General features: G+C 32.2%; 20 protein-coding genes and 4 pseudogenes. 13 read left to right on the forward strand and 11 right to left on the reverse strand.

Annotated elements, in window-relative coordinates:
* Both arsB and KA926_RS07565 read right to left on the reverse strand, forming a co-directional pair.
* The coding region (gene arsB / locus KA926_RS07560; RefSeq protein WP_210144101.1) for an arsenite/antimonite efflux transporter at positions 1-848 on the reverse strand (848 nt) is incomplete at its 3' end.
* Complete coding sequence (locus KA926_RS07565; RefSeq protein WP_011274435.1) at positions 845-1,162, reverse strand: ArsR/SmtB family transcription factor; 318 nt, start codon at positions 1,160-1,162, stop codon at positions 845-847. The genes KA926_RS07565 and arsB, both read right to left, overlap by 4 nt.
* Positions 1,163-1,430: 268 nt before the next feature.
* Between KA926_RS07565 and KA926_RS07570 the strand changes: the two genes are divergently transcribed.
* The 11 genes from KA926_RS07570 to KA926_RS07620 all read left to right on the forward strand — a co-directional run bounded on the left by KA926_RS07570 (position 1,431) and on the right by KA926_RS07620 (position 14,041).
* Positions 1,431-3,491: a heavy metal translocating P-type ATPase gene (locus KA926_RS07570; RefSeq protein ID WP_025905371.1), complete on the forward strand. Its 2,061-nt coding sequence runs from the start codon at positions 1,431-1,433 to the stop codon at positions 3,489-3,491.
* A 17-nt stretch (positions 3,492-3,508) separates the two neighbouring features.
* Complete coding sequence (locus KA926_RS07575; protein WP_025905372.1) at positions 3,509-4,054, forward strand: YdhK family protein; 546 nt, start codon at positions 3,509-3,511, stop codon at positions 4,052-4,054.
* A gap of 409 nt (positions 4,055-4,463) precedes the next feature.
* Complete coding sequence (locus KA926_RS07580; protein ID WP_210144087.1) at positions 4,464-5,840, forward strand: DNA/RNA helicase domain-containing protein; 1,377 nt, start codon at positions 4,464-4,466, stop codon at positions 5,838-5,840.
* 115 nt (positions 5,841-5,955) lie between these two features.
* Positions 5,956-7,428 (forward strand): DUF6038 family protein, encoded by a 1,473-nt coding sequence (locus KA926_RS07585; RefSeq protein ID WP_210144089.1) that lies wholly within the window; start codon positions 5,956-5,958, stop codon positions 7,426-7,428.
* A 227-nt stretch (positions 7,429-7,655) separates the two neighbouring features.
* Complete coding sequence (locus KA926_RS07590; RefSeq protein ID WP_210144090.1) at positions 7,656-8,756, forward strand: DNA polymerase; 1,101 nt, start codon at positions 7,656-7,658, stop codon at positions 8,754-8,756.
* The gene (locus KA926_RS07595; RefSeq protein WP_049320746.1) at positions 8,749-9,120 is read left to right on the forward strand and encodes a hypothetical protein; all 372 of its coding nucleotides are present in this window, start codon (positions 8,749-8,751) and stop codon (positions 9,118-9,120) included. The genes KA926_RS07590 and KA926_RS07595 overlap by 8 nt, the downstream gene beginning before the upstream one ends.
* Entirely contained in the window at positions 9,117-10,742 is a 1,626-nt protein-coding gene (locus tag KA926_RS07600) for a DUF5906 domain-containing protein (protein WP_210144092.1), read from the forward strand. The genes KA926_RS07595 and KA926_RS07600 overlap by 4 nt, the downstream gene beginning before the upstream one ends.
* Positions 10,743-10,978: 236 nt before the next feature.
* Positions 10,979-12,655 (forward strand): cassette chromosome recombinase CcrC, encoded by a 1,677-nt coding sequence (gene ccrC, locus KA926_RS07605; protein WP_210144094.1) that lies wholly within the window; start codon positions 10,979-10,981, stop codon positions 12,653-12,655.
* A gap of 104 nt (positions 12,656-12,759) precedes the next feature.
* Positions 12,760-13,110 carry an SAUGI family uracil-DNA glycosylase inhibitor gene (locus KA926_RS07610; protein ID WP_016911219.1) on the forward strand — a complete coding sequence of 117 codons (351 nt, stop codon included), beginning with the start codon at positions 12,760-12,762 and terminating at the stop codon, positions 13,108-13,110.
* A gap of 84 nt (positions 13,111-13,194) precedes the next feature.
* Positions 13,195-13,506: a DUF960 family protein gene (locus KA926_RS07615; RefSeq protein ID WP_049320751.1), complete on the forward strand. Its 312-nt coding sequence runs from the start codon at positions 13,195-13,197 to the stop codon at positions 13,504-13,506.
* 19 nt (positions 13,507-13,525) lie between these two features.
* Entirely contained in the window at positions 13,526-14,041 is a 516-nt protein-coding gene (locus tag KA926_RS07620) for a DUF1643 domain-containing protein (RefSeq protein WP_210144096.1), read from the forward strand.
* Between the two features lie 195 nt (positions 14,042-14,236).
* Here KA926_RS07620 and KA926_RS07625 read toward each other — a convergent pair whose 3' ends face one another.
* The 6 genes and pseudogenes from KA926_RS07625 to KA926_RS07650 all read right to left on the reverse strand — a co-directional run bounded on the left by KA926_RS07625 (position 14,237) and on the right by KA926_RS07650 (position 22,319).
* A complete protein-coding gene (locus tag KA926_RS07625) occupies positions 14,237-17,359 on the reverse strand; it encodes a type I restriction endonuclease subunit R (RefSeq protein ID WP_210144098.1) in 3,123 nt (1,040 codons plus the stop codon).
* A complete protein-coding gene (locus KA926_RS07630) occupies positions 17,343-18,677 on the reverse strand; it encodes a restriction endonuclease subunit S (RefSeq protein WP_210140472.1) in 1,335 nt (444 codons plus the stop codon). The genes KA926_RS07625 and KA926_RS07630 overlap by 17 nt, the downstream gene beginning before the upstream one ends.
* Positions 18,667-20,181: a class I SAM-dependent DNA methyltransferase gene (locus KA926_RS07635; RefSeq protein ID WP_210140473.1), complete on the reverse strand. Its 1,515-nt coding sequence runs from the start codon at positions 20,179-20,181 to the stop codon at positions 18,667-18,669. Before KA926_RS07635 ends, KA926_RS07630 begins: the two co-directional genes overlap by 11 nt.
* 246 nt (positions 20,182-20,427) lie before the next feature.
* Positions 20,428-20,830: pseudogene (locus KA926_RS07640) on the reverse strand (type I restriction enzyme endonuclease domain-containing protein); the annotation flags it as partial.
* A pseudogene (locus KA926_RS07645) lies at positions 20,820-21,137 on the reverse strand (type I restriction-modification system subunit M N-terminal domain-containing protein); the annotation flags it as partial. The pseudogenes KA926_RS07640 and KA926_RS07645, both read right to left, overlap by 11 nt.
* A 591-nt stretch (positions 21,138-21,728) precedes the next feature.
* The gene (locus KA926_RS07650) at positions 21,729-22,319 is read right to left on the reverse strand and encodes a site-specific integrase (protein WP_210144099.1); all 591 of its coding nucleotides are present in this window, start codon (positions 22,317-22,319) and stop codon (positions 21,729-21,731) included.
* Between the two features lie 439 nt (positions 22,320-22,758).
* On the opposite strand from KA926_RS07650, the gene KA926_RS07655 reads away from it, so the two are divergent.
* Together KA926_RS07655 and KA926_RS07660 are read left to right on the forward strand one after the other, a co-directional pair.
* Positions 22,759-23,019, forward strand: a complete 261-nt coding sequence (locus KA926_RS07655; protein ID WP_003610944.1) for a transposase — start codon at positions 22,759-22,761, stop codon at positions 23,017-23,019.
* A 47-nt stretch (positions 23,020-23,066) separates the two neighbouring features.
* Positions 23,067-23,744, forward strand: coding sequence for an IS3 family transposase (locus tag KA926_RS07660; RefSeq protein WP_096541189.1), 678 nt, complete (start codon positions 23,067-23,069; stop codon positions 23,742-23,744).
* A gap of 1,071 nt (positions 23,745-24,815) precedes the next feature.
* Here KA926_RS07660 and tet(L) read toward each other — a convergent pair.
* From tet(L) to KA926_RS07675, 3 genes and pseudogenes are all read right to left on the reverse strand, one after another.
* Positions 24,816-26,192 carry a tetracycline efflux MFS transporter Tet(L) gene (gene tet(L) / locus KA926_RS07665; protein WP_002294500.1) on the reverse strand — a complete coding sequence of 459 codons (1,377 nt, stop codon included), beginning with the start codon at positions 26,190-26,192 and terminating at the stop codon, positions 24,816-24,818.
* A 33-nt stretch (positions 26,193-26,225) separates the two neighbouring features.
* Positions 26,226-26,288 (reverse strand): annotated as a pseudogene (locus KA926_RS14185) (tetracycline resistance efflux system leader peptide).
* Positions 26,289-26,391: 103 nt separating this feature from the next.
* Positions 26,392-26,646: pseudogene (locus KA926_RS07675) on the reverse strand (protein rep); the annotation flags it as partial.
* Positions 26,647-26,720 lie beyond the last annotated feature (74 nt).

The raw sequence follows: 26,720 nt of genomic DNA on the forward strand, positions 1-26,720 counted from the left end.
TTCCATTTTTCACATTTAATTACTTGTTTCGTATGCACATCTTCTGAATTTCCATATAACAGTAAAAAGATAATAGAAATAATACCACAAATGATTGATACAGGTATTTGTATAAACTCACTAACAAGATAACCCACAAGTAGTATTGCTAATACAATCCATGAAATCTTAAATAATTTAGAATCTTTAATTGCACTTTTAGGATCTGATAGATTTTCTGTATCGAACCTTTTAGGTATGGATGTTCTGAAATATACCCATAAGACGAGAATACTGGCAATTAGAGAGAATATATTAGGTATAATCATTCGACTAAAATATTCAATAAATCCAATATTAAAGTAATCTGCTGAAACAATATTCACTAAGTTACTTACAATTAAAGGTAGTGATGTCGTATCAGCGATGAAACCACTGGCAATTATAAAAGGAAAAATCACTTTTTTGTTAAATCCTAGATTCCTTACCATCGCTAATACAATAGGCGTTAAGATTAAAGCAGCCCCATCATTTGCGAAAAATGCTGCTACAACTGACCCTAATAACATAATAAAAACAAACATTTTTAAGCCGTTACCGTTTGACGCTTTGACCATATGTATCGCGGACCATTCAAAAAATCCAATTTCATCTAATATTAATGAAATAAGAATAACAGCTACAAAGGTTAAAGTAGCATTCCAAACAATCCCTGTTACTTCTATTACATCTGAAAAACTTACGACCCCTGTAATAATCGCAACGACAGCTCCAATTAAAGCTGTAATACCAATATCTAACCCCTTAGGTTGCCAAATAACAAACATGAGAGTTAAAAGAAAAATAATAATCGCTAGAATAGTCATTATGTACATTCACCTGTCTTTATCTTTTTACACATACATTGTTGAGTAGGAGAGCTAATATAAGTTAATTCATTGTTGATTGAATCTAAGGACTTATGATTAAGTCGGTACATGCGCTTAGTACCGTCTTTTCGTGTAGATACTAATTCATTATCTACTAGAATTTTCATATGATGACTTAATGTAGGTTGTGAAAATTGAAAATACGCTAATAAATCACAAGCACATAATTCACCGCAAGATAATAAGTCTAATATTTCTAATCGACTTGGATCCGATAAAATTTTTAATTGTAATGATAGTTCCTTATAAGACATATGGATGTCATCCCTCCTTTATTATAGATTATCATCTATATAGACAATTATCTATATAGATAATGCTTTTTGCAATAATACATTTAATTAAAACCTTGTTTTAAACATCGATGACAAGGTCTAATGTAGGACGTGGAGACATCATTTTCGGAATGATATAAATAAATCCATAAATGGAGATAAATCGAAAACATTTATACCCCTAGGAGGTATGTGTTATAGTATAAGTATAGCTAATATAATATTTTCATAAATAGGAGGGGTTAATTTGAATAATAATGGTGAAGAGCATAATCATCAAAATCACATGAATCATTCCAATCACATGCATCATGATAACCATGCCTCACATCATCATAGTGGCCATGCACATCATCATGGAAATTTTAAAGTTAAGTTTTTTGTTTCATTAATTTTTGCAATACCTATCATTCTTTTATCGCCAATGATGGGTGTTAACTTACCTTTTCAATTCACATTTCCAGGTTCTGAATGGGTAGTGTTAATATTAAGTACAATTTTATTCTTTTATGGTGGTAAACCGTTCTTGTCTGGTGGTAAAGATGAAATTGCTACAAAAAAACCAGGCATGATGACCTTAGTTGCCCTAGGTATTTCAGTAGCTTATATTTATAGCTTGTATGCTTTTTATATGAATAACTTTAGTAGTGCAACTGGTCATACAATGGACTTTTTTTGGGAATTAGCAACCTTAATTTTAATTATGCTATTAGGACATTGGATAGAAATGAATGCTGTCGGAAATGCTGGAGATGCTTTAAAGAAAATGGCAGAACTGTTACCTAATAGTGCTATTAAAGTTATGGATAATGGCCAACGCGAAGAAGTTAAAATATCAGACATCATGACTGATGATATCGTCGAAGTAAAAGCCGGAGAAAGCATTCCAACAGATGGTATTATCGTTCAAGGACAAACATCTATAGATGAATCCCTAGTCACTGGAGAATCTAAAAAAGTACAAAAAAATCAAAATGACAACGTCATCGGGGGTTCTATTAATGGGTCTGGAACAATACAAGTCAAGGTTACAGCTGTGGGAGAAGATGGATATCTTTCTCAAGTTATGGGACTTGTTAATCAAGCACAAAATGATAAATCTAGTGCTGAATTGTTATCTGATAAAGTGGCGGGTTATTTATTCTACTTTGCTGTAAGTGTTGGCGTGATTTCTTTTATTGTCTGGATGCTCATTCAAAATGATGTTGATTTTGCACTCGAACGTCTTGTAACTGTGTTAGTCATTGCTTGTCCACATGCTTTAGGCTTGGCAATACCTTTAGTCACTGCACGTTCTACTTCAATTGGTGCACATAATGGTTTAATTATTAAAAATAGAGAGTCTGTAGAAATAGCTCAACATATCGATTATGTAATGATGGACAAAACTGGTACTTTAACTGAGGGTAACTTTTCTGTGAATCATTATGAGAGCTTTAAAAATGATTTGAGTAATGATACAATATTAAGCCTTTTCGCCTCATTAGAAAGTCAATCTAATCACCCATTAGCTATAAGTATTGTTGATTTTGCGAAAAGTAAAAATGTTTCATTTACTAACCCACAAGACGTTAATAATATTCCAGGTGTCGGATTAGAAGGTCTAATTGATAATAAAACATATAAAATAACAAATGTCTCTTATCTTGATAAACATAAACTTAATTATGACGATGACTTGTTTACTAAATTAGCTCAACAAGGTAATTCAATCAGTTATTTAATTGAGGATCAACAAGTCATTGGCATGATTGCTCAAGGAGATCAAATTAAAGAAAGCTCAAAACAAATGGTAGCTGATTTACTATCAAGAAATATTACACCAGTCATGCTTACAGGTGACAATAATGAAGTGGCACACGCTGTCGCAAAAGAATTAGGTATTAGTGATGTCCACGCACAACTCATGCCAGAAGATAAGGAAAGCATTATAAAAGATTATCAAAGTGACGGTAATAAAGTCATGATGGTCGGAGACGGTATCAACGATGCGCCGAGTCTTATAAGAGCGGATATTGGTATAGCAATTGGTGCAGGTACAGATGTAGCAGTTGAGTCAGCTGATATTATACTCGTTAAAAGTAATCCATCAGATATTATCCATTTCTTGACCCTCTCAAATAATACTATGAGAAAAATGGTGCAAAACTTATGGTGGGGTGCAGGTTATAATATTGTTGCTGTACCTTTAGCAGCTGGTATTTTAGCATTTATCGGCTTGATTTTATCACCTGCAATAGGTGCTATTTTAATGTCGCTAAGTACGGTTATTGTTGCAATTAATGCCTTTACATTAAAATTAAAATAAAAGATAGGAGTTTTATTATGATTAAAAAATTATTTTTTATGATATTAGGATCATTACTAATATTATCAGCTTGCTCCAATAATGATGAAAAAGATAAAGACACTAATGACCAAAAAAGTGAGAGCCATATGAAGCATAATAATGAAAGTAAAGTTCCTGAAGGTATGAAATCGACTAATGAGGGTGAATTTAAAGTAGGAGATAAAGTAACGATTACAGCAGGGCATATGCCAGGTATGAAAGGTGCAGAAGCTACTGTAAAAGGTGCGTATAAAACATATGCTTATGTTGTAAGTTATAAACCCACAAATGGAAATGAAAAAGTAAACAATCATAAATGGGTCGTAAACGAAGAGATCAAAGATGCACCTAAAGATGGATTTAGTAAGGGCGATACTGTTAAATTAGAAGCAAGTCATATGTCTGGTATGAAAGGTGCTACAGCCAATATAGATAACGTGAAAAAGACTACTGTTTACGTAGTTGATTACAAATCCAAAGATAATGGTAAAATCATTAAAAATCATAAATGGATGACAGGAAATGAACTGAAAGCACGATAAAAATCTAGTTCTAGATTGAGAAATAAATAGATATAAAGTTATCCTCCTTAATCAATAATTTAAATAACTTATTATTGTTAAGGAGGATATTTTTTAGTGTGTAAATTAAAAAGAATTTTAGAAGAATAACATTTATCAAAAAACTGTTCATTACCTTATTAAATGAAATTATATAATTAAAAACCGCATCATTAACCGATACGCAGAAGCGTATCACAAATAAAACTAAAAAATAGATTGTGTAATATTTAAAAAGGAGATGCTTACTATTAAACCATTTAATCTTAAGTACTTTAGTACTATTTATGAAACAGAAAATGAAAATTTATTAAAGTCATTTCTTAAAATGTATCACTATTGTTACTATACAAAAAATGGAATTAGTAGAGATGATAGAGAGCTAAAAGCTTTGTATAATTTAGTTGAAATATTAAAAGGGAAAAATGAGTACCTTAAATTATCTGGTTTCTTTTTAGGTTACAAAATTAACAATAATATTGATGAAGAATTTGATTTGCTAAGATTTAATGAAAGGTCTGTATTGAATATAGAATTAAAAAGTGAAATACCAAAAAAGGGAATGAAAAAAGTTGAGGAGCAACTTAAAAGACATAGGTATGTATTAAAAGCTTTGGACAAGGAAATATTCTCTTTTGTTTACATATTGGATTGTAACGAAATTTATAAATTAAGCAGTAAAGGGATTTTAGAAATAACTAACGAAAATGAAATATCAAGTTTATTAGATGAGAGTTTTTGTCAGTCTAATGAATTAGAAAATATAGATTTATCAAAGTTAATAATTTCTCCATACAGTCAACCAGATGAATTTTCTATTCATAAATACTATTTAAATCAATTACAATCAAAAGTTAAAGAGGATATATTAAATTCTGCATTTAATAAGATATGTATTGAAGGAGAATCAGGAACAGGTAAATCATTACTTCTATTTGATATTGCAAAACATTATAATACAAATAAAAAAGTTATATTGTTTATATGTGCTAAATTAAGTAATTTTAAAATCTTATCTGATATTATAGGTTTTGAAATTAGGTCAATTAGGGATTTTTATAATGTAAGTTTAGATGATTATGATGTTGTATTAATAGATGAAGCACAAAGGCTATATCAGAAGCAATACATTGAAGTGGTAGAAAAAGATGATATTAATGTAATATTTGCTGTAGATAAAAAGCAAGTATTATCTTATAAAGAAATTGAAGATGGAACAAGTGATATGATTTTAACTAATTCTAGTATAAAGAAACTTAAGTTGAAAAATAGAATTAGAACTAATCCAGAAATAATATCTTTTATAGAAAAATTCAGTAAATTAAATGTAAAACATCATTATGACTATAATTACAAAGATGTTGAAATTACATACTTTGATAATAAAATAGAAGCGGAGAGTTATATTAAAGAAAAAATAGAAAAACTTGGTTATGTTTCAATTGAATTGACAACATATACTACTAAAACATCAAATATTAAAAAGAGAAAAAAGATATCGTATTTATCAAAAGATGTTCATGAAGTTATTGGACGGGAATTCAATAATGTATTAGTACCAATAGATTGTCACTTTTATTATAATGAAGATAATGAATTAGGTTCAAAATATATTAAATATTATCCATATTTAGAAAAAGAAGGGTTATATCAAGCTCTTACAAGAACAAAAGGGAAATTAGAACTGATAATAATAGATAATCCAGAGGTATACATAAAAGTTCAAGGAATAGTTACTAGAAAGATTGAAAAGGAAATAGAAAAATAGTGGATGGTCTATATTCTTAGTTTAAGATTAACTTTCCTTATAAAAGTTGTCTAGTTAAGTGCAGTCTAACCAGTGTTTATAAATGATTATATATTAGTTAAGGAGGTAGAGCATTATGCCGTCAGACGACATTGTAAAAAAATTATACTCAAAAGAGGATATTCGAATAGAGTTAGGTTTAACCACACATAGTTTTAATAAAAAGATAAATATGATTTCTACGATATTTAAAATTGATATGAAGACATTTCATAACTTCAATGGCCAAAATAAAAACAATCAATATACTTTTAATGGTGTTTCTAAAGAATTAATCAAGGTATTATTAAAGAGTATTGACTACTATCCGATTGATATAAACTCGAAAGATTTTAAAAAAAATGGGCCTTCTAAAAGAAATATTATTGATAATATTGATCACTCATTATACATAGACTATATAAGTCAATTAATGAAATCAATAAATGAAATTGAATATAATAGGTTGAAGGCATATATACAGACTAAAGATGCATATCAAAATACAATGTCTTGGTTGACTATGGGTGAAGCATTTAGAAAAAAAGAATTTGAATTGAATCAATTTATGGAAGCTTTACCTATATATAAAAGAATTGAATTACAGAATGAAGTGTTACATTCTATTGATGAAACGATATTTCGTTTTCTATCAAAGGAACGTAGAGAAAATTTGATTCATAAAAATGATGAATTAGAGAAATATAAAAATTCTATCTTAGAAGGTAAACAAGTTAATCGTGATTATGAATTAAATTATTTGCTATATAAGCAATCACAAATTCCATTGGGAAGTTTATTAAAAACAGAATGGGACTACGATGAAACGGATTATGATGAAGTTGATTTGTTAATAGCAGATATATTAAAAAAATCGCAAAAACCTAATAGTATGTTCATAGAAAGTTTAGATAGTAAGAATAAGGTACGAAATGATATACATAGTAAAGCAATACAAAATATATCAAAGCTAATTGATTACGATTTAATAAGTAATAATAAAAAAGCAGATATAGTTGAATTTTATAGTAAGAATCTATTTTGGAATAAGTGTAAATTAAATAGGAATAATAAACATAAAGTGTTGTATTACATTAAAGATAGATTACATTTTGAAAGAAAAAGTATTTTTACTAAAAAGTTAAAAACAATAGAATTTAATTTAAAAGCTGCAAATGCACATCAAGAATATCTTGAAGCTATTTTACAAGCTAAAGATAGCTTAGTATATTTACAAACTGTATTATCTAAATATGGTTTAGATATTAATTATGTAGGTAAGATCGATAATGACTATATAAGATATGCTATTGAAGATGTTCATAAAGCAATTCTTACATTGGATAGATATATCAGTGGTGATGCTGTGAAATCTAAGTATCCTAATATTAATCGAGTAGTTAGAAATGAAGTGATGGAAAATGGGAAAATGTTTAACTTTTATAAGATGATTAATTGGCATGATATCAAAGACTATAATTATAACTTTGATAATTTTATGGTAGGTCCTTTCATTGAAAATTTCAAAAGATCTATTGAAAAACGAAGATTTAATACGTCAAAATCATAGGCATTAATCTATCATAGGTTATGTGTAAAGAAAAATTTAAAAAAAATTTTGACCCAATAAACGCTGTAATGACGCGTTTATTGGGTTTATTTTTTTTTGTTTTTTTTCAATGACTTAATCACTTTCTTTAATAAAGTTGATAAATTATACACTGTCAGGGCCAAGACAAACAAAATTTCAGTGAAAGTGAGCGCGCCACTATCAACTTTATAAAGGAGAAGATTCAAATGAAGACTAGAGACAACCTTATGTCATTGAGTCAAAGCAACAAAACAGAGCAGTTGTTAATGAACAAAGCATCTAACCAAAATGATATTCAACAATTGCAACAACAATTCAGCCAACTGCTAGACCAAAAATACAATGCACTTTTAACTGATAAGCGAGTTAAGTTAGACCAATACGTGAAAATACATCAAGGATTGGAAACGTTAAAGGAAGAGATTGAATCAGAACCTATTTCGCTTAATATCGATAATCTACCTGATATCAAAGCCGCAATGCTTGAAAAGGCTAAGAACAATGAACATTCTGATAAAATCGAACAGTTATTTGATAGATTAGATCAGTCATTAAATGGTACGAATCGATTATATACACAATTATCGTTGATTGGGACTCGGACACATCGAATCACAACTAAAAATTTTAATATTCAGGGCTTACCTAAAGCAGTCCAATGCACGATTTTACCTTCAAAATATAAGAAGGTATATACTGTCGATTTTAAATCATTTGAACCATCAGTTGTAGCGTACATGACTCAAGATTCAAAACTGATTGACTTTTTGAATCAGAAAGACGGACTGTATGACGCATTACTAAGTGAATTAGACTTACCAGATGAGCAACGAATATTTGTTAAACGTGCATTTATTGGTTCATTTCTATTTGGCGGCAACTTCAATAGCCCTAAATTCAAGCTGAATCAATATGTAAATGAAGTGCAATGGTTGGATGTGGTCAGCCAGTTTACAAAAGTCATTGAACTAAAAAAACACGTCGATGAGAATAAATCGATGCCTATGCCATACGGTATTGAACATGATATGAGTGCATTTCAAAGTAGCAGCATCATGGCAATTTACGTACAAACTGTAGCGAGTTATATTTTCAAACATATTTTATTGGAAGTGTACAAAGCACAGTGCGAACAAAATATTTTCAAAATTATCATACCAATTCACGATGCGATTATGATTGAATGTGATGATAAAGTGACTGCACAGAATGTTGCTCAACTAATGAAACGTACAGCTAACCAATTGTTCAATGGTGAATTTGCGCATGTGACAGTGGAAGAAATGGGAGGTACAGGCAATGAATAATGACAGAGGTCAAAGTTTACAAATCCCACAAAAAACAACATTAAGAGCAGGTCATATATATGTTGCTACATTGTGTTCTGTAAGTGAGACAGATTTTTTAGGTGAAATTAAACATCAATTCACGTATGAAATTGAAGTGGATAACCAGATTTTATATGCGAATCGTAATATTTTAGTACAAACGTCAGGTATGCAGTTATCAATAAATGATTGGCTTAAACAGCATAGTAATTATAGCGCGAATCATGAAACCTATGAACCATATATTGATCGTAAACACTTAGTTCTTATCGGTCAATATAACGGAAATTATTTTGTACAAGATGTTGCACCATTAAATAGATTTGGAGGAGTACAATCATGAATCATATAATACAAATGTTATCCAAGCTTTTAAATGTTGCAAAGGAGGCAATCGACCATGAAGGTCTGATTGCTATCCTAACAACGATTGTGGGAAATGAGGATGAACTAGATCAATCTGAAGAATCTATAAAGGTGTATAACACACTTATTAATCAATTAAATCTTGATATTCCTAAAGATGTAGACTATCGATCTAATATCTATACTTATTTTGGTATTGAGAAAAAACCAAATGACACCATTTTAATGGATATGATGATTAAACTGTTCCATATTAAACGCTTTGATTCAGAGTTGTTTATTTTCAAAGATAAAGGTTGGCAAAAGGTAAATGAAGATGAACTGCGAGACATTGTATCTAAAATGATTCAAGTGCTGTTAGTTGGTTATAAGCCTTCATTAAGCACTCTGAAAAACGTTGTGAATGGCATACAAAAATCAACGGATGTAGATGAACTTGTTGAGGATAAACATTACATTGGTTGTGGTAAAAACATGTTCAATCTAAAATCGTTTGAAGTAGAGAGGAATTGCATAGAGACATTTCCAAAAACACGCTTGAATTTAGATTTAGACATGAATGATACAATCACCGACAAGGTACCACATCATTTTGACAAGTATATGTTAGAACTTGCTAATTTCGATACTGGCCTACAGTACTTTCTTTTCCAACATACAGCGGTTTTATTGACTGGGAATACGAAACTACGTCGTGGACTTATTTTGTATGGAACAGCAAAAAATGGGAAATCGGTCTATATCAAGTTGCTTAAATCTTTCTTCTATCCTAATGATATCGTATCTAAAACGCTTAATGAGCTTGGAGGGCGTTTTGATAAAGAAAGTCTGATTGGTAAACGACTTATGGCTAGTGATGAGGTAGGAAAAGCTAGAGTTGATGAAGCAACTGTGAATGATTTCAAAAAGTTATTATCCGTTGAACCTATTCATGTTGATCGTAAAGGGCAGACGCAGGTCGAAGTTACTTTAGATTTAAAACTCGTTTTTAATACAAATGCTGTACTTAATTTTCCATCTGAACATGCAAAAGCATTAGAACGCCGTATTTCAGTCATTCCTTGTGAATATTATGTTGAAAGGGCAGACACTACTTTAAATGAAAAGTTAAAGAACGAGAAAAAAGAAATCTTCCTTTACTTGATGTCTGTATATCAGCAAATTGTAAAAGCTGATACCGAAAAGCTTGAAAATGAACGTGTTACTGAAATTACTCATGATTGGTTGAATTTTGGGTATAAATTTGTTTCTAGTAAATCTGCAAGTATTGCAAATCAGAAAGCATGTATTAATTTACTCAGAAAACGTATAGAAATAAAAAAAGGGTCACGTATCAAAGTGTCTAAGCTAAACAAAGTTATTAATGAAGAATTTAATGTGAGTGCTCAGGTTATTAAACAATTAATCCAAGGGAATTTTAATGTACAAACAAAACTACGCGATGGCTATGAATTTTGGGTTGATTTAGACTGGAAAATTGATGCTAATGATGGTAACAATGCGTTAATAGAATTTAAACAATCAGAACATAACGTAACAGAAAATGAATATCAATATGCAGATGAAGAGATGTGGCCGATAGATGAAGGGAGTATATAAAAAATGAACGAGCAACAAATAGAAGCAATTGTAGAAATTATGATACCTATCCTCGAAGAACGGATTATTAAAGAGAAGTAAGAAAAATAAGCACTATAGGCAAGATCCTATAGTGCACCTATTTTAAAGTGATAAAAGTGACAAAAACTAAAGCAAATATAAATATATATTATCAATGTGATGTTATTAAGACCTATGGTCAATAACTTAACATAATAAAAAAGGAGACACAAACTATGAATAAGAAAATTGCATTGTACTCTAGAGTAAGTACATCAGAACAATCTGAGCGTGGTTACTCGATTCATGAACAAGAACAAGTATTGATTAAAGAAGTACTTAAAAATTTCCCAGGTTATGAATATCTAACATACACAGACTCGGGTATCTCTGGTAAAAATATTGAAGATCGTCCAGCAATGAAACGGTTATTAGACGATGTAAAAGCGAATAAAATTGAGATGGTACTAAGTTGGAAACTCAATCGTATTTCACGGTCAATGCGTGATGTATTTAATATTATTCATGATTTTAAAGAACATGGTGTTGGTTATAAATCGATATCTGAGAATATAGATACATCAGAATACTCAGGTGAGATACTAGTGACTATGTTTGGGTTAATTGGCTCCATAGAAAGACAGACACTGATATCAAATGTGAAGATGTCGATGAATGCTAAAGCAAGGCAAGGAGAGGCCATTACAGGACGTGTTTTAGGTTATAAGTTATCACTTAATCCACTGACACAGAAGAATGACTTGGTTATAGATGAGCATGAAGCTAATATTGTCAAAGAAGTCTTTGATTTATATTTGAACCATGATAAAGGACTTAAGGCCATTACAACAATACTAAACCAAAAAGGATATCGTACCATTAATCATAAACCATTCTCAGTATTTGGGGTCAAATACATTCTAAATAATCCAGTTTATAAAGGATTTGTAAGATTTAATAATTATCAAAATTGGTCCGCTAAAAGACGAAGTGGTAAAAGTGGAGAAAACGAAGTGATTTTGGTAAAAGGTAAACATGAGGCAATTATAAGTGAAGAAATGTTTGATCAGGTACACGAAAAATTAGTATCTAAAAGCTTTAAACCCGGACGCCCTATTGGTGGAGACTTTTATCTTCGCGGACTTATTAAGTGTCCAGAATGCGGTAATAATATGGTGTGCAGACGAACTTATTACAATACGAAAAAATCAAAAGAACGTACAATCAAGCGTTATTACATTTGTTCTTTATTTAACCGCTCAGGAAGCGCTGCTTGTCATAGCAATTCTATAAAAGCTGAGGTAGTCGAGGCAGTTATTCATAAGCATCTTAATATCATTTTATCTCAGCCTGAAGTTGTGGGAAAGATTTGTGAAGATGTTATTGAAAATATTAAGCACAAGCAAACGGCACCTATTGAAGCAGTAGACGATATAGACACTCTAAAGAGACAAAAGCATAAAATAAAAACACAACAAGAAAGACTCTTAGAATTATTTTTGGACGATCAAATGGATAGTACATTACTTAGTGAAAAACAAAAGGAACTCAATGCACAGCTTGCAACTATAGAAGAAAAGATAAAAACAGCTCATAACCAACAAGTTAATCAACCTGTAACGATAAACTATAAAGTTTTAAAAGTACGCCTTATTATGTTGATGAATAGGTTTAGTGCATCTCTCGAGAAAGCAGACCCAGAAGCTAAAAATCAGCTAATGAAAATGTTGATTGATTCCATTGAAATAACAAAAGATAAGCAAGTAAAACTGATACGGTACAAAATAGACGAAACACTTATCCCTCAATCTTTGAAAAAAGATTGGGGGACTTTTTTTATGCCTCAATTTCATTTTGTGATTGATGATAAAAATAAATGTTACATCTCTAAATTTACCACTTTTACCACTTAAATCAGATTGGATAGGATATAGCGATTATAAAGAAAAATCAAATATATATTATATCCATGAATATGTATAAATATATTCAAACAATCATAAAGGAGGTCATTACTATGACACTAGAAAAACAACTCAAGCATTATATTACAGATTTATTTAGTCTACCCAAAGACGAGGTATGGGATTGTGAAGCCATTGATGAAGTCTCTGACAATATCCTTCCTGACCAATATGTAAGACTTGGCCCACTCACCAACAAAATACTTCATACGTATACTTACTACTCTGACACACTTCATGAAAGGCATATATACCCCTTTATCCTCTACTACCAAAAACAACTCATTGCGATTGGTTATATTGATGAAACAAACGATATGGACTTTTTATACCTTCATAACACAGTTATGCCACTACTAGACCAAAGACACTTACTTGAAAAGGAGAATCACAATAATGAATAAATGGATACACATAGCTCAGATAAGCGTCACAGTCATTACAGAAGTTATTACAATAATGAAAGATATAGAAAAGGAGAAATGAGCATGGAACGTTATATTACACGTGGTATTGCCAATTACTTACCAGAAATGTTGCAGCAACAGTTATGGAAACTTGCAGCGCAACGCGAAAACGAACAATTCAAGGAACTAGAAGAGATTGATTACTTTCATATATTCCAGTTCAATATGCATAATAGTCAATTATATATCAAACATAAGCAAGAACGTCCAGAGTACGTAAAAATTCATAAGGCAAATTATTCAAAAGCTATCAATATAAATAAGGTCTACATTATCCGAGAAGATGATGTAGACCTTTCTTATTACGTCATGTTACTACCCGAAGAATATTAAACAAAGGAGTTAGATAAAAATGAAATCAATCAAAAGTGTATTAGAAACCGAAGCGATATTTAGTGATGATAAGCAACATAGATATTTACTAAAAAAGATATGGGATAAAACAAATCAAACTGTCACTGTTATAACTATGTATCCTCACTATGATGGTGTTAAAAGTATTGATCTTACAACTCAGATTATTATCAATAAAGTGACTGAAAAGGAAGAATTCGGAGCTATTAATTTTGTTAATTTATATTCCAATATTGATACACCTATTAATTTAAGGCATTTGAAAAAAAATAGTTATGATAAGCATACAGATATTCATATTATGAAAGCTGTCAAAGAAGCCGATAGTGTTTTATTGGCTTGGGGTTCCTATGGAAAGAAACCTCTTGTGGAAAATAGAGTGAATGATGTATTAGACATGTTAAAACCTCACAGTAAGAAAATCAATATATTAACAAACCCTCAAACAAATGAAATCATGCATCCTTTAAATCCTTATGCACGAAAAGCTTGGACAATAAAACCACTAGGTTGAATACGAGTACACATATAGATAATTTTTTAGTAATAGAATTGTCTTAATTATTTTCATTATATCAGAAGTAATCGATCCTAATAAAAAAGAAGATTTTAAAGTATCATTTACTTTTAAATTATCAAAATAGAAATATAAATATGGTTAAAAATACGAGCATCTTCCGCTTTACTTGGAAGATGCTCAATTATTTTTTTATTGCTGACTTGCCATTAATTCTGCTTGTTCTACTACCTGTTCTACCGCTATTTTCTGAAGATCTGGTGGATAGCCATATTTCTTTAATAATCTACGAACTTGTACTCTCATTTTAGCTTTGGCACTATCACGTTTAGACCAATCCACACTCATGTTATCCTTAACGGTTTTAGTTAATTCATGTGCAATGGCTCTTAATTCTTTATCGCCCATTGCCTCTTTTGCAGTTTCATGTGAAGCTAATGCATCATAAAATGCGATTTCTTCAGTACTTAAACCTAAGTCATTACCTCGTTTTTGTTCTTGCTTAATTTCTTTGGCCATTTGAATTAATTCTTCTATTACTTTTGAAGCTTCAATAGAACGATTATTGTATTTTTGTATTGATTTACTTAACATCTCAGAAAACCTCTTAGACACTGTAGCGTTTGTTTTCATTAATGACTTAACTTGTCCTTTAAGTAATTTGTTCAACAACTCAACTGCAACATTTTTTTGCTGTAGTCCTTCTACATCTTTTAAGAAATCATCTGACAAGATTGAGATATCTGGATTTTCAATTCCAAGTGTTTGATAAATATCTACAACTTCTTCAGTTACAACTGACTTTGAAATCAATTGATTTATTTCTGCTTCTATTTCAGCAGGTGTCTTTTTACGCTTGCTTCCTTTACTAGGTGGAGCTAATAATTTAACAAGTCCTGATTTTACTGCTTTTAAAAACGCAATTTCACTATTCAGTTCTTGAGCAGCTTCCTCTGTTGCACATAATGCAAATGCCTTAGAAAGTTCTGTCACTGTTGTCACAAATCGCTCTCTTTCTTTCTCACCCAATCCAATAATATAATCCATCGTGTTTGAGATAGCATTATAGCGATTCAATTGATCTTCTGACTCAAAATCAGAATAGTCATGATTATACAACATATCTTGTATGATATCGTATTTCATTAACATAACTTCAAGAGCTTTATCTGTGTCTATGCCTGTTTGTTCTCTATCAGAGTCCGTATACTCTTTTAATGCTTCCTTCAGACTTTCAGCAATACCTACATAGTCAACAATTAAGCCGCCCGGTTTATCTTTAAATACTCTATTAACACGTGCAATAGCTTGCATTAAATTGTGACCTTTCATCGGTTTATCTATGTACATTGTATGCATAGAAGGTACGTCAAATCCCGTTAGCCACATGTCTCTCACTATCACGAGTTGCAATTCATCATTAACATCTTTCATGCGATTCTCTAGAAGGTTTCTTCTCTTTTTCGGACCAATATGTTTTTGGAAGTTTTGTGGATCACTTGATGAACCTGTCATAACGACTTTGATAACACCTTTGTCATCATCATCAGAATGCCATTCAGGTTTAAGCCTTACAATTTCATCATATAAATCAACTGCAATACGACGACTCATTGTGACAATCATACCCTTACCCTTCATTGCCTTCTGTCTTGTTTCAAAGTGATTAATAATATCAGTCGCTAAAGCATGTACACGTTGTTTTGCACCAGATAGAGCTTCTATACGTGACCACTTAGATTTCAATCGAGATTTAGTATCTTCTTCTTGGCCAGAAGTAATGACATCATATGCTTCATCAATATCTAAATCGGTTGGTAAATTTAATGGAATAATACGACTTTCATAGTATATTTTAACCGTACTACCGTCTTCTACAGATTGAGTCATATCATATACATCAATATAATTTCCAAACACCATTTGCGTATTCTTATCTGTAGAAGATACAGGTGTTCCAGTAAAACCAACGAACGAAGCGTTAGGTAGAGCATCTCTTAAATATTTTGCATATCCATATTTAATACCTTCACCTTTTTCATCGTAAGTTGCTTTGAAGCCATATTGTGTACGGTGTGCTTCGTCTGCCATAACTACTACATTTTTACGTTCTGTTAATGCATCCATTGTCACTTGACCTTCTTCAGGTTCGAATTTCTGCATAGTTGTAAATACGATACCACCTGATTCTACAGATAATAGTTCTTTCAATTCTTTTCTTGATTCAGCTTGTTTAGGTGTCTGTCTTAGTAATCCTTTACCTGAGCGTCCTTTGGACTTAACAAAAGTACCATACAATTGATTGTCTAAGTCATTACGATCCGTTACGACCACTAATGTTGGATTATTTAATTTTTGAATTAACTTTCCAGAGAAGAAGACCATTGTCAAACTCTTACCAGAACCTTGTGTGTGCCAAATGACGCCACCCTTACCGTCACCATGTTCAGACGTTGCTTCTATAGCACGATCAATAGCTTTATTCACTGCATAATATTGATGGTATGCAGCTAATATTTTAACTATATTTCCTTTACCATCATCTTGGAACAAAACAAAATGACGAATTAAATCTAATAGTACTTCCTTATTTAACATACCGTGAATCAATATATCTAAACTACGAAACGTTGATGAATCTTCAGTTTTTCCATCTTTAGTACGCCAAGTCATAAAACGATCATAATCAGCAGTTAAAGAACCAGCTTTTGTATTAACACCATCACTCGTCACTAATACTGCATTGTGATTAAATAGTTGTGGAATTCTCATTTTATAAGTTTCTAACTGATGATATCCGTCTTCAATACCAACAGATTCATTTGTAGAATTTTTCAGTTCAATTACCACTACTGGTAATCCATTTATAAATAACACAATATCAGGTCTTTTTTTATAATCTCCATTCACAACAGTTAATTGATTAACCGCTAAGAAATCATTATTTCCCGGGTTATCAAAGTCGAATACATACACCAAATCATTAATCGTTTCACCATCATCATTATAATGTTCAACCTCAATACCATTTGTAATCATTTCATGGAAAGAACGGTTATTCTCTAATAAACTAGGAGACTTCTCAATAGAAATTTCACGAATTGCCTGTTCAATTGCACTATTATTTAGTTCAGGATTAATACGTCTCAAAGCTGCTTCCAAACGATCATCAAGCACTACATCTTTGTCGCTCTCCCGTTCATTCATAATCCCATTGTCACTACTATCTCGACCATTCTTAACAGAATAGCCAAGACCCTCAAACCACTTCAGTGCAACCTGTTCTAAATCATCTTCACTAAATTGAAAGCTCATCTTCATTCACCTCGATATCATCAGGTATCTCAATTTCTCCTGACATTAATTTTGGTAGTAATGTGTCACGGAGTTGGGATAAATAATCATTTTCCTTACCTAAGCGTTGAATATTAATTTTGTAATTAGAAATTACATTATGAAAGTTATTTAAAATTTGTGTGATTGGCACAATTATCTTCATTGTATTCAATATCGATTTATAATCTAAATTTTTTATACCAGTAGTACCATTTTCATAATTAAAAAATACATCTCTAAAATATAAATAATTAAAATAATAAGCAATCCACTCTCCATACTTTTCATCTACTGGACGTATTACTTTACAAAAATTTGTACATACCAATCCATAGTTACTATTCTGAAGTATCTCCTTATTTATTAATAATGTTCTTCCTGTCGATTGAGTAGGACTTCCTCCAGATATTTCAACAATAATATCTCCAGATATTAATTTTTTATTATCAAAGTTTTTTTCCAATATAAACCTTATTGGAGACTTTCCTTTTCCACCTTTACTATAATCATTAATATCAGCCCCTCTTATAATTCTCACTGGTTTATTATAGTTGCCTTGCTGATGTTCTTTACCCCAATCCCCAGCAATAGGTTTTTTACAAAATTGGTTAAAGTGACCAATTGCCCAACCTCTAGGTATTTCACCTAATTCACTATCAACCATCTCTCCACCGCTTGATTTGTATGGATTTCCATTTGCATCAGGAAATTCAAAATCAACAAACCAACGTTTGAATAGTGTTTGTGAAAGTTCTTCAAGATTTGCTATGATTTTTTTATTTTCTTTTAGTTTTTCTTCTAATGAGTCTAAGATTTGAACTATATAATTTTGATAGCTACGTGGAGGTAATTTGATTATCATATTGCCATATGTTTTTGCATTTATATTTTTTCTCGTGCTTCCTGTGGCAAATTGATTAATCCATCCTTTATAATTTTCAGATAAAGTATAGTATCTTATAAACTTAGGATTCACTTTTTTTGAATCAAGTTTAAATCTTATTAAGAAACCTGCAAACACTAATGGCCCATCTTCTCCATTGTAAAAGTAACTTTTGCCGGTACTATTTCCAGTACGGGCAAATACAATCTCATTTTCTTTAAGTAAATAATTTTCAGCATTTTTATCATTTACACTTTTTAATTCATCAGTATTGATAAACCCATTGTCATCAATATCTGTTATACGCAAATATCTATATAGAGAAGGGTTATATTCAACTGCAGAAGCTCCTATTCCATATTCACCTTTACCGTTAATAGTTAAATCGCTTAACTTGTATTCTTTAAACTCCATAACCTAACCCCTCCAATGATTTTCGGATTTGGTCTTCGAGTTCTTTTGATTTCGCAAATTGTTCACTTAAATCTGCTGTGATTCTTTCCATTTTCTGTTCAAATGGTTCTGAATCTTCTTCTACATCTGCTAAGCCTACATAACGTCCTGGTGTTAAGATATATTCATTGTCTTTTATTTCTTCTGTCTTTGCTACTTTACAGAATCCTGCTTTATCTTCATATTGATTATCGTTTGTACCACGCCATGAGTGATAGACATTTGCTATATCTTTTATTTCATCATCTGAGAATTCTTTTAATGTTCTTGATACCATACTTCCAATATTTCTAGCGTCTATAAATAGTACTTCTCCACGTCGTTCATTCTTACCATTTTTAGCTTTATTTTTTGTCACGAACCACAAACATACTGGAATTTGAGTTGAATAGAATAATTGCCCTGGTAATGTGACAATACACTCAACTAAGTCTTGTTCAATTAAGTTTTTACGTATCTCTAATTCATCTTTACCACTTGTAGACATTGAACCATTCGCTAATACAAATCCTGCTGTACCACTTGGTGCAAGTTTAGAAATCATATGTTCAATCCATGCATAGTTGGCATTGCCTTTAGGAGGAATACCAAATTTCCAACGGTAATCATCTAATAACTTTTCTTGTCCCCAATCACTTGCATTGAATGGTGGGTTAGCCAATATAAAGTCAGCTTTCAAATCTTTATGTAAATCATTATGAAATGTGTCCGCATGATGATCACCTAAATCACTATCTATCCCTCGAATAGCCAAATTCATTTTTGCTAATTTCCAAGTAGTTGGATTAGATTCTTGACCATAAACAGCAATATCACCTATACGACCTTGATGGCGTTCAATAAAATGCTCACTTTGTACAAACATACCACCCGAACCACAACAAGGATCATAAATTCTACCTTGATAAGGTTCAATCATTTCAACAAGTAATTTAACGATTGAAGCAGGCGTATAGAATTCCCCAGCATTCTTACCCTCAGCGCTTGCAAATTTTGCGATAAAGTATTCATAAACACGACCTAAAATATCTTGCTTCTTACTTTCAGAATCTCCAACTTTGAATGTAAATAGGTCAATAATATCGCCTAATTTTTCTTTATCTAATGCAGGTCTTGCGTAATCTTTAGGTAACACGCCTTTTAATGATTCATTTTCTTTTTCAATTGCTATCATTGCTTTATCAATAATTTGACCAATTTCTGGTTTTTTAGAATTATCGTTAATATATTGCCAACGTGCTTCTTTAGGAACCCAGAAAATATTCTCTGCTAAGTATTCGTCTTTATCTTCTTCATCAGCGTATTCATCATTCAATAATTCTTCATACTTTTCCTCAAAAGAATCAGAAACATATTTCAAAAATATAATGCCTAATGCTACATTTTTATATTCTGCTGCATCCATGCTTCCCCGTAATTTATCTGCCGCTTGCCATAACTTTTCTTCAAATCCAATTGTCGCCATTTATATTCCACCTCTATATTATCCTTTACACAAATATAGCAAATATTTAGATATTATGTGGGGTTTTTTGGAGATTTCTATACAAAAAATATTGTTTAATATATTATGTAGGTATAATTAAATAGCTAAATATAAGAGTGTAGATTATTATATAGGTAATTGTACAAAAAAACTGAGTGTTTATGGTTTAAATAACTATATTAATGTAGAAGGGGTTAAAGTAACTAGCTACTTATAGTTTATTTTTTATTGATTACTTGCCATAAGCTCTGCTTGTTCTACAGCCATATTTTTTAAGCAATCGTCTAACAGCTACGCGCATTTTAGCTTTTGCGCTATCACGTTTAGACCAATCAACACCCATGTTTTCTTTCACTGTTTTAGTAAGCTCATGAGCAATAGCACGTAGTTCTTTATCTTCCATCGCTTTTTTCGCTGTTTCATGTGAAACTAAAGCATCGTAAAATGCAATCTCATCTGAATTCAGACCTAATTCATTTCCTCGTTGTTGTTCTTGTTTGATATCTTTAGCGAGTTGAATAAGTTCTTCAATCACTTTAGATGTTTCAATGGAACGGCTATTATATTTATTAATCGAGTTTCCTAACATTTCAGAGAAACGCTTAGATAATGTCGCGTTCGTTTTCATTTTCAATCGCAATCATGGCTTTATCAATAATTTGTCCAAATTCTGTTTTTTTCGCATTGTCATTAATATATTGCCATCTTGCTTCTTTTGGCACCCAGAAAATGTTTTCTGCTAAATATTCATCTTTATCCTCTTCGTCAGCATAAAGATCTTGCTTCAATTCTTCATGCTTTTCTTCAAAAGAATCTGATACATATTTTAAAAAGTTTAAACCTAATGCTACATTTTTATACTCAGCAGTATCCATGCTTTCTCTTAATTTATCGGCAGCTTGCCATAATTTTTCTTCAAAACCTATTGTTGTCATTAATAATACCTCTTTAGATTACTATTAGTTTAAATATATCAAAAAATAAATACTTATTGTGTATGGCTTTTTTATTATTTTAATATAGAAGTATATTTTTACTTTCCTGAACAGTAGTCACTAATTTTATCCCTTATTTCAAATTAAAAAGGAAGAAAAGTTAAATTTATATTAAGTTTTATATATGATTAATTATTAACGTATCAAATGTAGTATACTTTTAATATAAGGGAAATCATTATAATATTTGTCAAAAAAAGTGACATTCTATATAGTAGTGTATCGTTAGTTGTCACATTTTTTGACAGCTAAAATAATAATTGACCCCTAATGGTTATGCTATTTAGTGAAGCATCGGATCGATAACTACCCCGAAGAACAGGGGACGAGAACTAAGTGTCATCGTCAATCCCCACATCGCTATCTAAAAGAATAGTGCTCTTATGCTAGATTTACGGACAGATTTTCTTCTGCCCTGTAAACTAATTGCATATGATCAACTCTTATCTCTTATATATTTAATACAAATGTTAGCAAATTTTAGCTAGATAAGTCACTAAAGTATCGCTTGAGTCTGGTTAGGGCATGAGTTTAACCAAAATCAATTTGATCTAACATAGTCTCTCGACTTGCTTGATCCAAGCCAAGATAAGTGAGCGTCATGGCCTCAATTGAGTGGTTCAATAAATGCATGACTAAGCCAATGTTGTAGTTTGATTGTGTATAAACACGATAAGCACCTGTTTTACGCATGGTATGTGTACCTAGATAGTTGATGCCTAATAGATCACCAACGCGTGCCATAATCTTGTAAAACTGCTTCTCAGTAATGTGACGGTCTGAATGGGCCGTTGAGGGAAATAACCAATCCGAATTAATGTTTTCTTGTACCAGCCAATCATGATATTGCAGCAAGTCTTGCTGAACAGGCTTTAAATATAACGTGTTTGCTTTACCGGTTTTTTTATCATGAATAAAGGCTGTATTTTTGACAGAGCCGTCTGGATTATAGACATCTGATTTTCTTAATGTCATGACATCACTCACACGTAGTAGCGTGGCCTTACCAACTTGAAAAATGGTGTAATTTCGGCGACCAGCACGGAAACTATCGAGAAGTGTATCTTGTACCATCTTTAAAACGTTAGAGTCTTTGATGGGTAGGACAATTTGTTGCGCCATGATTCATATATACCTTTCTGAAATTAAATAATTAAATTGTTTATTTATTGATGAACAGGACCGTATTTCTAAACTTCTTTTATGGTTTATTATATCACTTAACAAAAAAACAACCCCTGCTATATACTAGTTAGATAACAGGGGTTGTTTTAATAGTCTTTTCGAGGGGCGATTATATAAAAATGGGCCCTTAAAAATATATAGCTTACTTGATCTTCCCATTTTCCTGGAAGATCTTTTTTGTTCGAAAATAATCCGACAAAAATTTGTTTTCTTGTTTTTCTGTGCTAAAATTAAGCCGTCTACTCGAACGTGTGTTCGAATATTGAGCAAATAATTTTTAAGGAGGTTGAATCAGAAACTGCTTATGCTCTTATGCTAGATTTACGGACAGATTTTTCTCTGCCCTGTAAACTAATAGCAGAGGAGCATTTTTTATATGATTCGATATTCACCAGAATTTAAGCAATCTCTTGTCGAGATGCACAACCAAGGGCGTTCTTACACTGAACTAGCCGCTGAGTACGGGCCTTCGGCCGATTCAATCCGTAACTGGGTCAAATTGTACACAGTCCACGAAGTGGACGGCGAGAAATGGACGCAAGCTGATGTAAACGCATTACAAAAGGAAAACGCCAAACTTCGCGAAGAACTTGAGATTTTAAAACGAGCCGCGGTGTTGCTTTCGAAGTACAATTAACGCAAAATCGCGAGTTAGGACTGGAAATCATTGACCGGTCACTCGCAATGGGACACCGCATAACAAGCGTTTTATCGGCTTTGAACATTGCTCGAAGCACGTATTATCAATGGAAAAACTGGCAACCTAGCCAACGAGAAACACGGCGTACTGCTCTGAAAACGGCAATTAAAGCCGTTTATAACACCAATCGTGGCATCTATGGCTACCGTCGTATCGCAGCGTTCTTGCGCTTCATTTTGAAGACTGATGTTGGTGATCGTTTGGTTTGGGAACTCATGAATGAGCTCAATCTCAAATCTCGCATGGTCAAGAAGTCATACAAGAAGCCAACAACAACCACTGACACACCTCAAAAGCCCAACCTCATGAAGAAGTTGGATGATTTGAGTGGCGTTCTGGCAACTGACATTACGTACATCCAGTTGATGAATCGTGAGTGGGTTTATCTGGCAACCGTCTATGACCCAGAAAAGCGTCGCGTAGTCTCATACGGACTAAGTCCAGAGATGACCAAGGAATTCGCAACATCCGTCGTAGTGCCCCCATGTTTTTTCGCTCCAAAAATTCCCATGTTTTTTCGCCCCCTGCTCCCACTAAATTTCCAAATAATAAAACCGTGGGCTATTCGCCCACACCCAACAAGCGCAAAGCGCTTGACCTTGCCTCTGAAAAGCAACTTGATAACTGCATTCGTTTCTTTCCGTCGTCTTAGCAAAAGCTAAACAACTCAAAAAAAGAGATCAAGGGTAAATACACTCACTACGTTCGCCCTTGACCTCTTTTATTTCGCTGTTTTTAACGCATTTGCCGACGAAAAGATAAAACACATAAAAATATACGCAGATATATTTAAAACGTCTTAAAACGCAAATATGAGCTTCTAAGAGTGATTTAAATTCCAAAACTTATATCAAAAAAATTAAGTTCGTGTAACAGCAAGCACAGTCAAGGTATATCCCTTTGACAAAAAATAGCACATTCTCTATCGAAAATTTTTGCTTATTTTTTAAATTATTTTGGGAAATTTTCCCAATCCCTTTTTCTAACTCAAAAAATATAATCACTCAAAATTTAAAAGGGCGCACTTATACACCACTTTTCAAGTCGTATTATTTTCTTCGAAAAGCGTGCGCAAAAAACCCCCTTCGTCATTTTTGACAGGGGGCTTTTTGATGTAAAAATTTCTATCGAAATTTAAAAATTCGCTTCACTCATGTTATAAAGACTTAAAATAAAATAACTCTTAAAATCTTTAGGTAGTTGTTGCTTCAGTGTTTCTTCATTCGGTGTATCTTCCAAGTAAAGTATAACACACTATACTTTATATTCATAAAGTGTGTGCTCTGCGAGGCTGTCGGCAGTGCCGACCAAAACCATAAAACCTTTAAGACCTTTCTTTTTTTTACGAGAAAAAAGAAACAAAAAAACCTGCCCTCTGCCACCTCAGCAAAGGGGGGTTTTGCTCTCGTGCTCGTTTAAAAATCAGCAAGGGACAGGTAGTATTTTTTGAGAAGATCACTCAAAAAATCTCCACCTTTAAACCCTTGCCAATTTTTATTTTGTCCGTTTTGTCTAGCTTACCGAAAGCCAGACTCAGCAAGAATAAAATTTTTATTGTCTTTCGGTTTTCTAGTGTAACGGACAAAACCACTCAAAATAAAAAAGATACAAGAGAGGTCTCTCGTATCTTTTATTCAGCAATCGCGCCCTTTAATGGAACAAAAAGATTTGAATTCCTGTTATAAAAAAAGGATCAATTTTGAACTCTCTCCCAAAGTTGATCCCTTAACGATTTAGAAATCCCTTTGAGAATGTTTATATACATTCAAGGTAACCAGCCAACTAATGACAATGATTCCTGAAAAAAGTAATAACAAATTACTATACAGATAAGTTGACTGATCAACTTCCATAGGTAACAACCTTTGATCAAGTAAGGGTATGGATAATAAACCACCTACAATTGCAATACCTGTTCCCTCTGATAAAAAGCTGGTAAAGTTAAGCAAACTCATTCCAGCACCAGCTTCCTGCTGTTTCAAGCTACTTGAAACAATTGTTGATATAACTGTTTTGGTGAACGAAAGCCCACCTAAAACAAATACGATTATAATTGTCATGAACCATGATGTTGTTTCTAAAAGAAAGGAAGCAGTTAAAAAGCTAACAGAAAGAAATGTAACTCCGATGTTTAACACGTATAAAGGACCTCTTCTATCAACAAGTATCCCACCAATGTAGCCGAAAATAATGACACTCATTGTTCCAGGGAAAATAATTACACTTCCGATTTCGGCAGTACTTAGCTGGTGAACATCTTTCATCATATAAGGAACCATAGAGACAAACCCTGCTACTGTTCCAAATATAATTCCCCCACAAAGAACTCCAATCATAAAAGGTATATTTTTCCCTAATCCGGGATCAACAAAAGGATCTGTTACTTTCCTGATATGTTTTACAAATATCAGGAATGACAGCACGCTAACGATAAGAAAAGAAATGCTATATGATGTTGTAAACAACATAAAAAATACAATGCCTACAGACATTAGTATAATTCCTTTGATATCAAAATGACCTTTTATCCTTACTTCTTTCTTTAATAATTTCATAAGAAACGGAACAGTGATAATTGTTATCATAGGAATGAGTAGAAGATAGGACCAATGAATATAATGGGCTATCATTCCACCAATCGCTGGACCGACTCCTTCTCCCATGGCTACTATCGATCCAATAAGACCAAATGCTTTACCCCTATTTTCCTTTGGAATATAGCGCGCAACTACAACCATTACGAGTGCTGGAAATGCAGCTGCACCAGCCCCTTGAATAAAACGAGCCATAATAAGTAAGGAAAAGAAAGAATGGCCAACAAACCCAATTAACGACCCGAAACAATTTATTATAATTCCAAATAGGAGTAACCTTTTGATGCCTAATTGATCAGATAGCTTTCCATATACAGCTGTTCCAATGGAAAAGGTTAACATAAAGGCTGTGTTCACCCAGTTTGTACTCGCAGGTGGTTTATTAAAATCATTTGCAATATCAGGTAATGAGACGTTCAAAACCATTTCATTTAATACGCTAAAAAAAGATAAAATGCAAAGCCAAATTAAAATTTGGTTGTGTCGTAAATTCGATTGTGAATAGGATGTATTCACATTTCAACCTCCAATAATGAGGGCAGACGTAGTTTATAGGGTTAATGATACGCTTCCCTCTTTTAATTGAACCCTGTTACATTAATTACACTTCATAATTAATTCCTCCTAAACTTGATTAAAACATTTTACCACATATAAACTAAGTTTTAAATTCAGTATTTCATCACTTATACAACAATATGGCCCGTTTGTTGAACTACTCTTTAATAAAATAATTTTTCCGTTCCCAATTCCACATTGCAATAATAGAAAATCCATCTTCATCGGCTTTTTCGTCATCATCTGTATGAATCAAATCGCCTTCTTCTGTGTCATCAAGGTTTAATTTTTTATGTATTTCTTTTAACAAACCACCATAGGAGATTAACCTTTTACGGTGTAAACCTTCCTCCAAATCAGACAAACGTTTCAAATTCTTTTCTTCATCATCGGTCATATTATGCGTATGCTTTTCAGGATATTTTGGTGTTTAGTGTTTTGGAGATTGTTTATGGGTTTTTTTTTTTTTTTTGGGTGTTTTGTTTT

Source organism: Staphylococcus sp. GDY8P94P (assembly GCF_017892255.1).
GTDB classification, from domain to species: domain Bacteria; phylum Bacillota; class Bacilli; order Staphylococcales; family Staphylococcaceae; genus Staphylococcus; species Staphylococcus cohnii.

Coding starts and splice junctions, on each gene's coding strand:
- KA926_RS07565 (WP_011274435.1), bottom strand. CDS start 1,162: ATGTCTTATAAGGAACTATCATTACAATTAAAAATTTTATCGGATCCA.
- KA926_RS07575 (WP_025905372.1), top strand. CDS start 3,509: ATGATTAAAAAATTATTTTTTATGATATTAGGATCATTACTAATATTA.
- KA926_RS07585 (WP_210144089.1), top strand. CDS start 5,956: ATGCCGTCAGACGACATTGTAAAAAAATTATACTCAAAAGAGGATATT.
- KA926_RS07590 (WP_210144090.1), top strand. CDS start 7,656: ATGAAGACTAGAGACAACCTTATGTCATTGAGTCAAAGCAACAAAACA.
- KA926_RS07595 (WP_049320746.1), top strand. CDS start 8,749: ATGAATAATGACAGAGGTCAAAGTTTACAAATCCCACAAAAAACAACA.
- KA926_RS07600 (WP_210144092.1), top strand. CDS start 9,117: ATGAATCATATAATACAAATGTTATCCAAGCTTTTAAATGTTGCAAAG.
- ccrC (WP_210144094.1), top strand. CDS start 10,979: ATGAATAAGAAAATTGCATTGTACTCTAGAGTAAGTACATCAGAACAA.
- KA926_RS07610 (WP_016911219.1), top strand. CDS start 12,760: ATGACACTAGAAAAACAACTCAAGCATTATATTACAGATTTATTTAGT.
- KA926_RS07615 (WP_049320751.1), top strand. CDS start 13,195: ATGGAACGTTATATTACACGTGGTATTGCCAATTACTTACCAGAAATG.
- KA926_RS07620 (WP_210144096.1), top strand. CDS start 13,526: ATGAAATCAATCAAAAGTGTATTAGAAACCGAAGCGATATTTAGTGAT.
- KA926_RS07625 (WP_210144098.1), bottom strand. CDS start 17,359: ATGAGCTTTCAATTTAGTGAAGATGATTTAGAACAGGTTGCACTGAAG.
- KA926_RS07630 (WP_210140472.1), bottom strand. CDS start 18,677: ATGGAGTTTAAAGAATACAAGTTAAGCGATTTAACTATTAACGGTAAA.
- KA926_RS07635 (WP_210140473.1), bottom strand. CDS start 20,181: ATGGCGACAATTGGATTTGAAGAAAAGTTATGGCAAGCGGCAGATAAA.
- KA926_RS07650 (WP_210144099.1), bottom strand. CDS start 22,319: ATGGCGCAACAAATTGTCCTACCCATCAAAGACTCTAACGTTTTAAAG.
- KA926_RS07655 (WP_003610944.1), top strand. CDS start 22,759: ATGATTCGATATTCACCAGAATTTAAGCAATCTCTTGTCGAGATGCAC.
- KA926_RS07660 (WP_096541189.1), top strand. CDS start 23,067: ATGGGACACCGCATAACAAGCGTTTTATCGGCTTTGAACATTGCTCGA.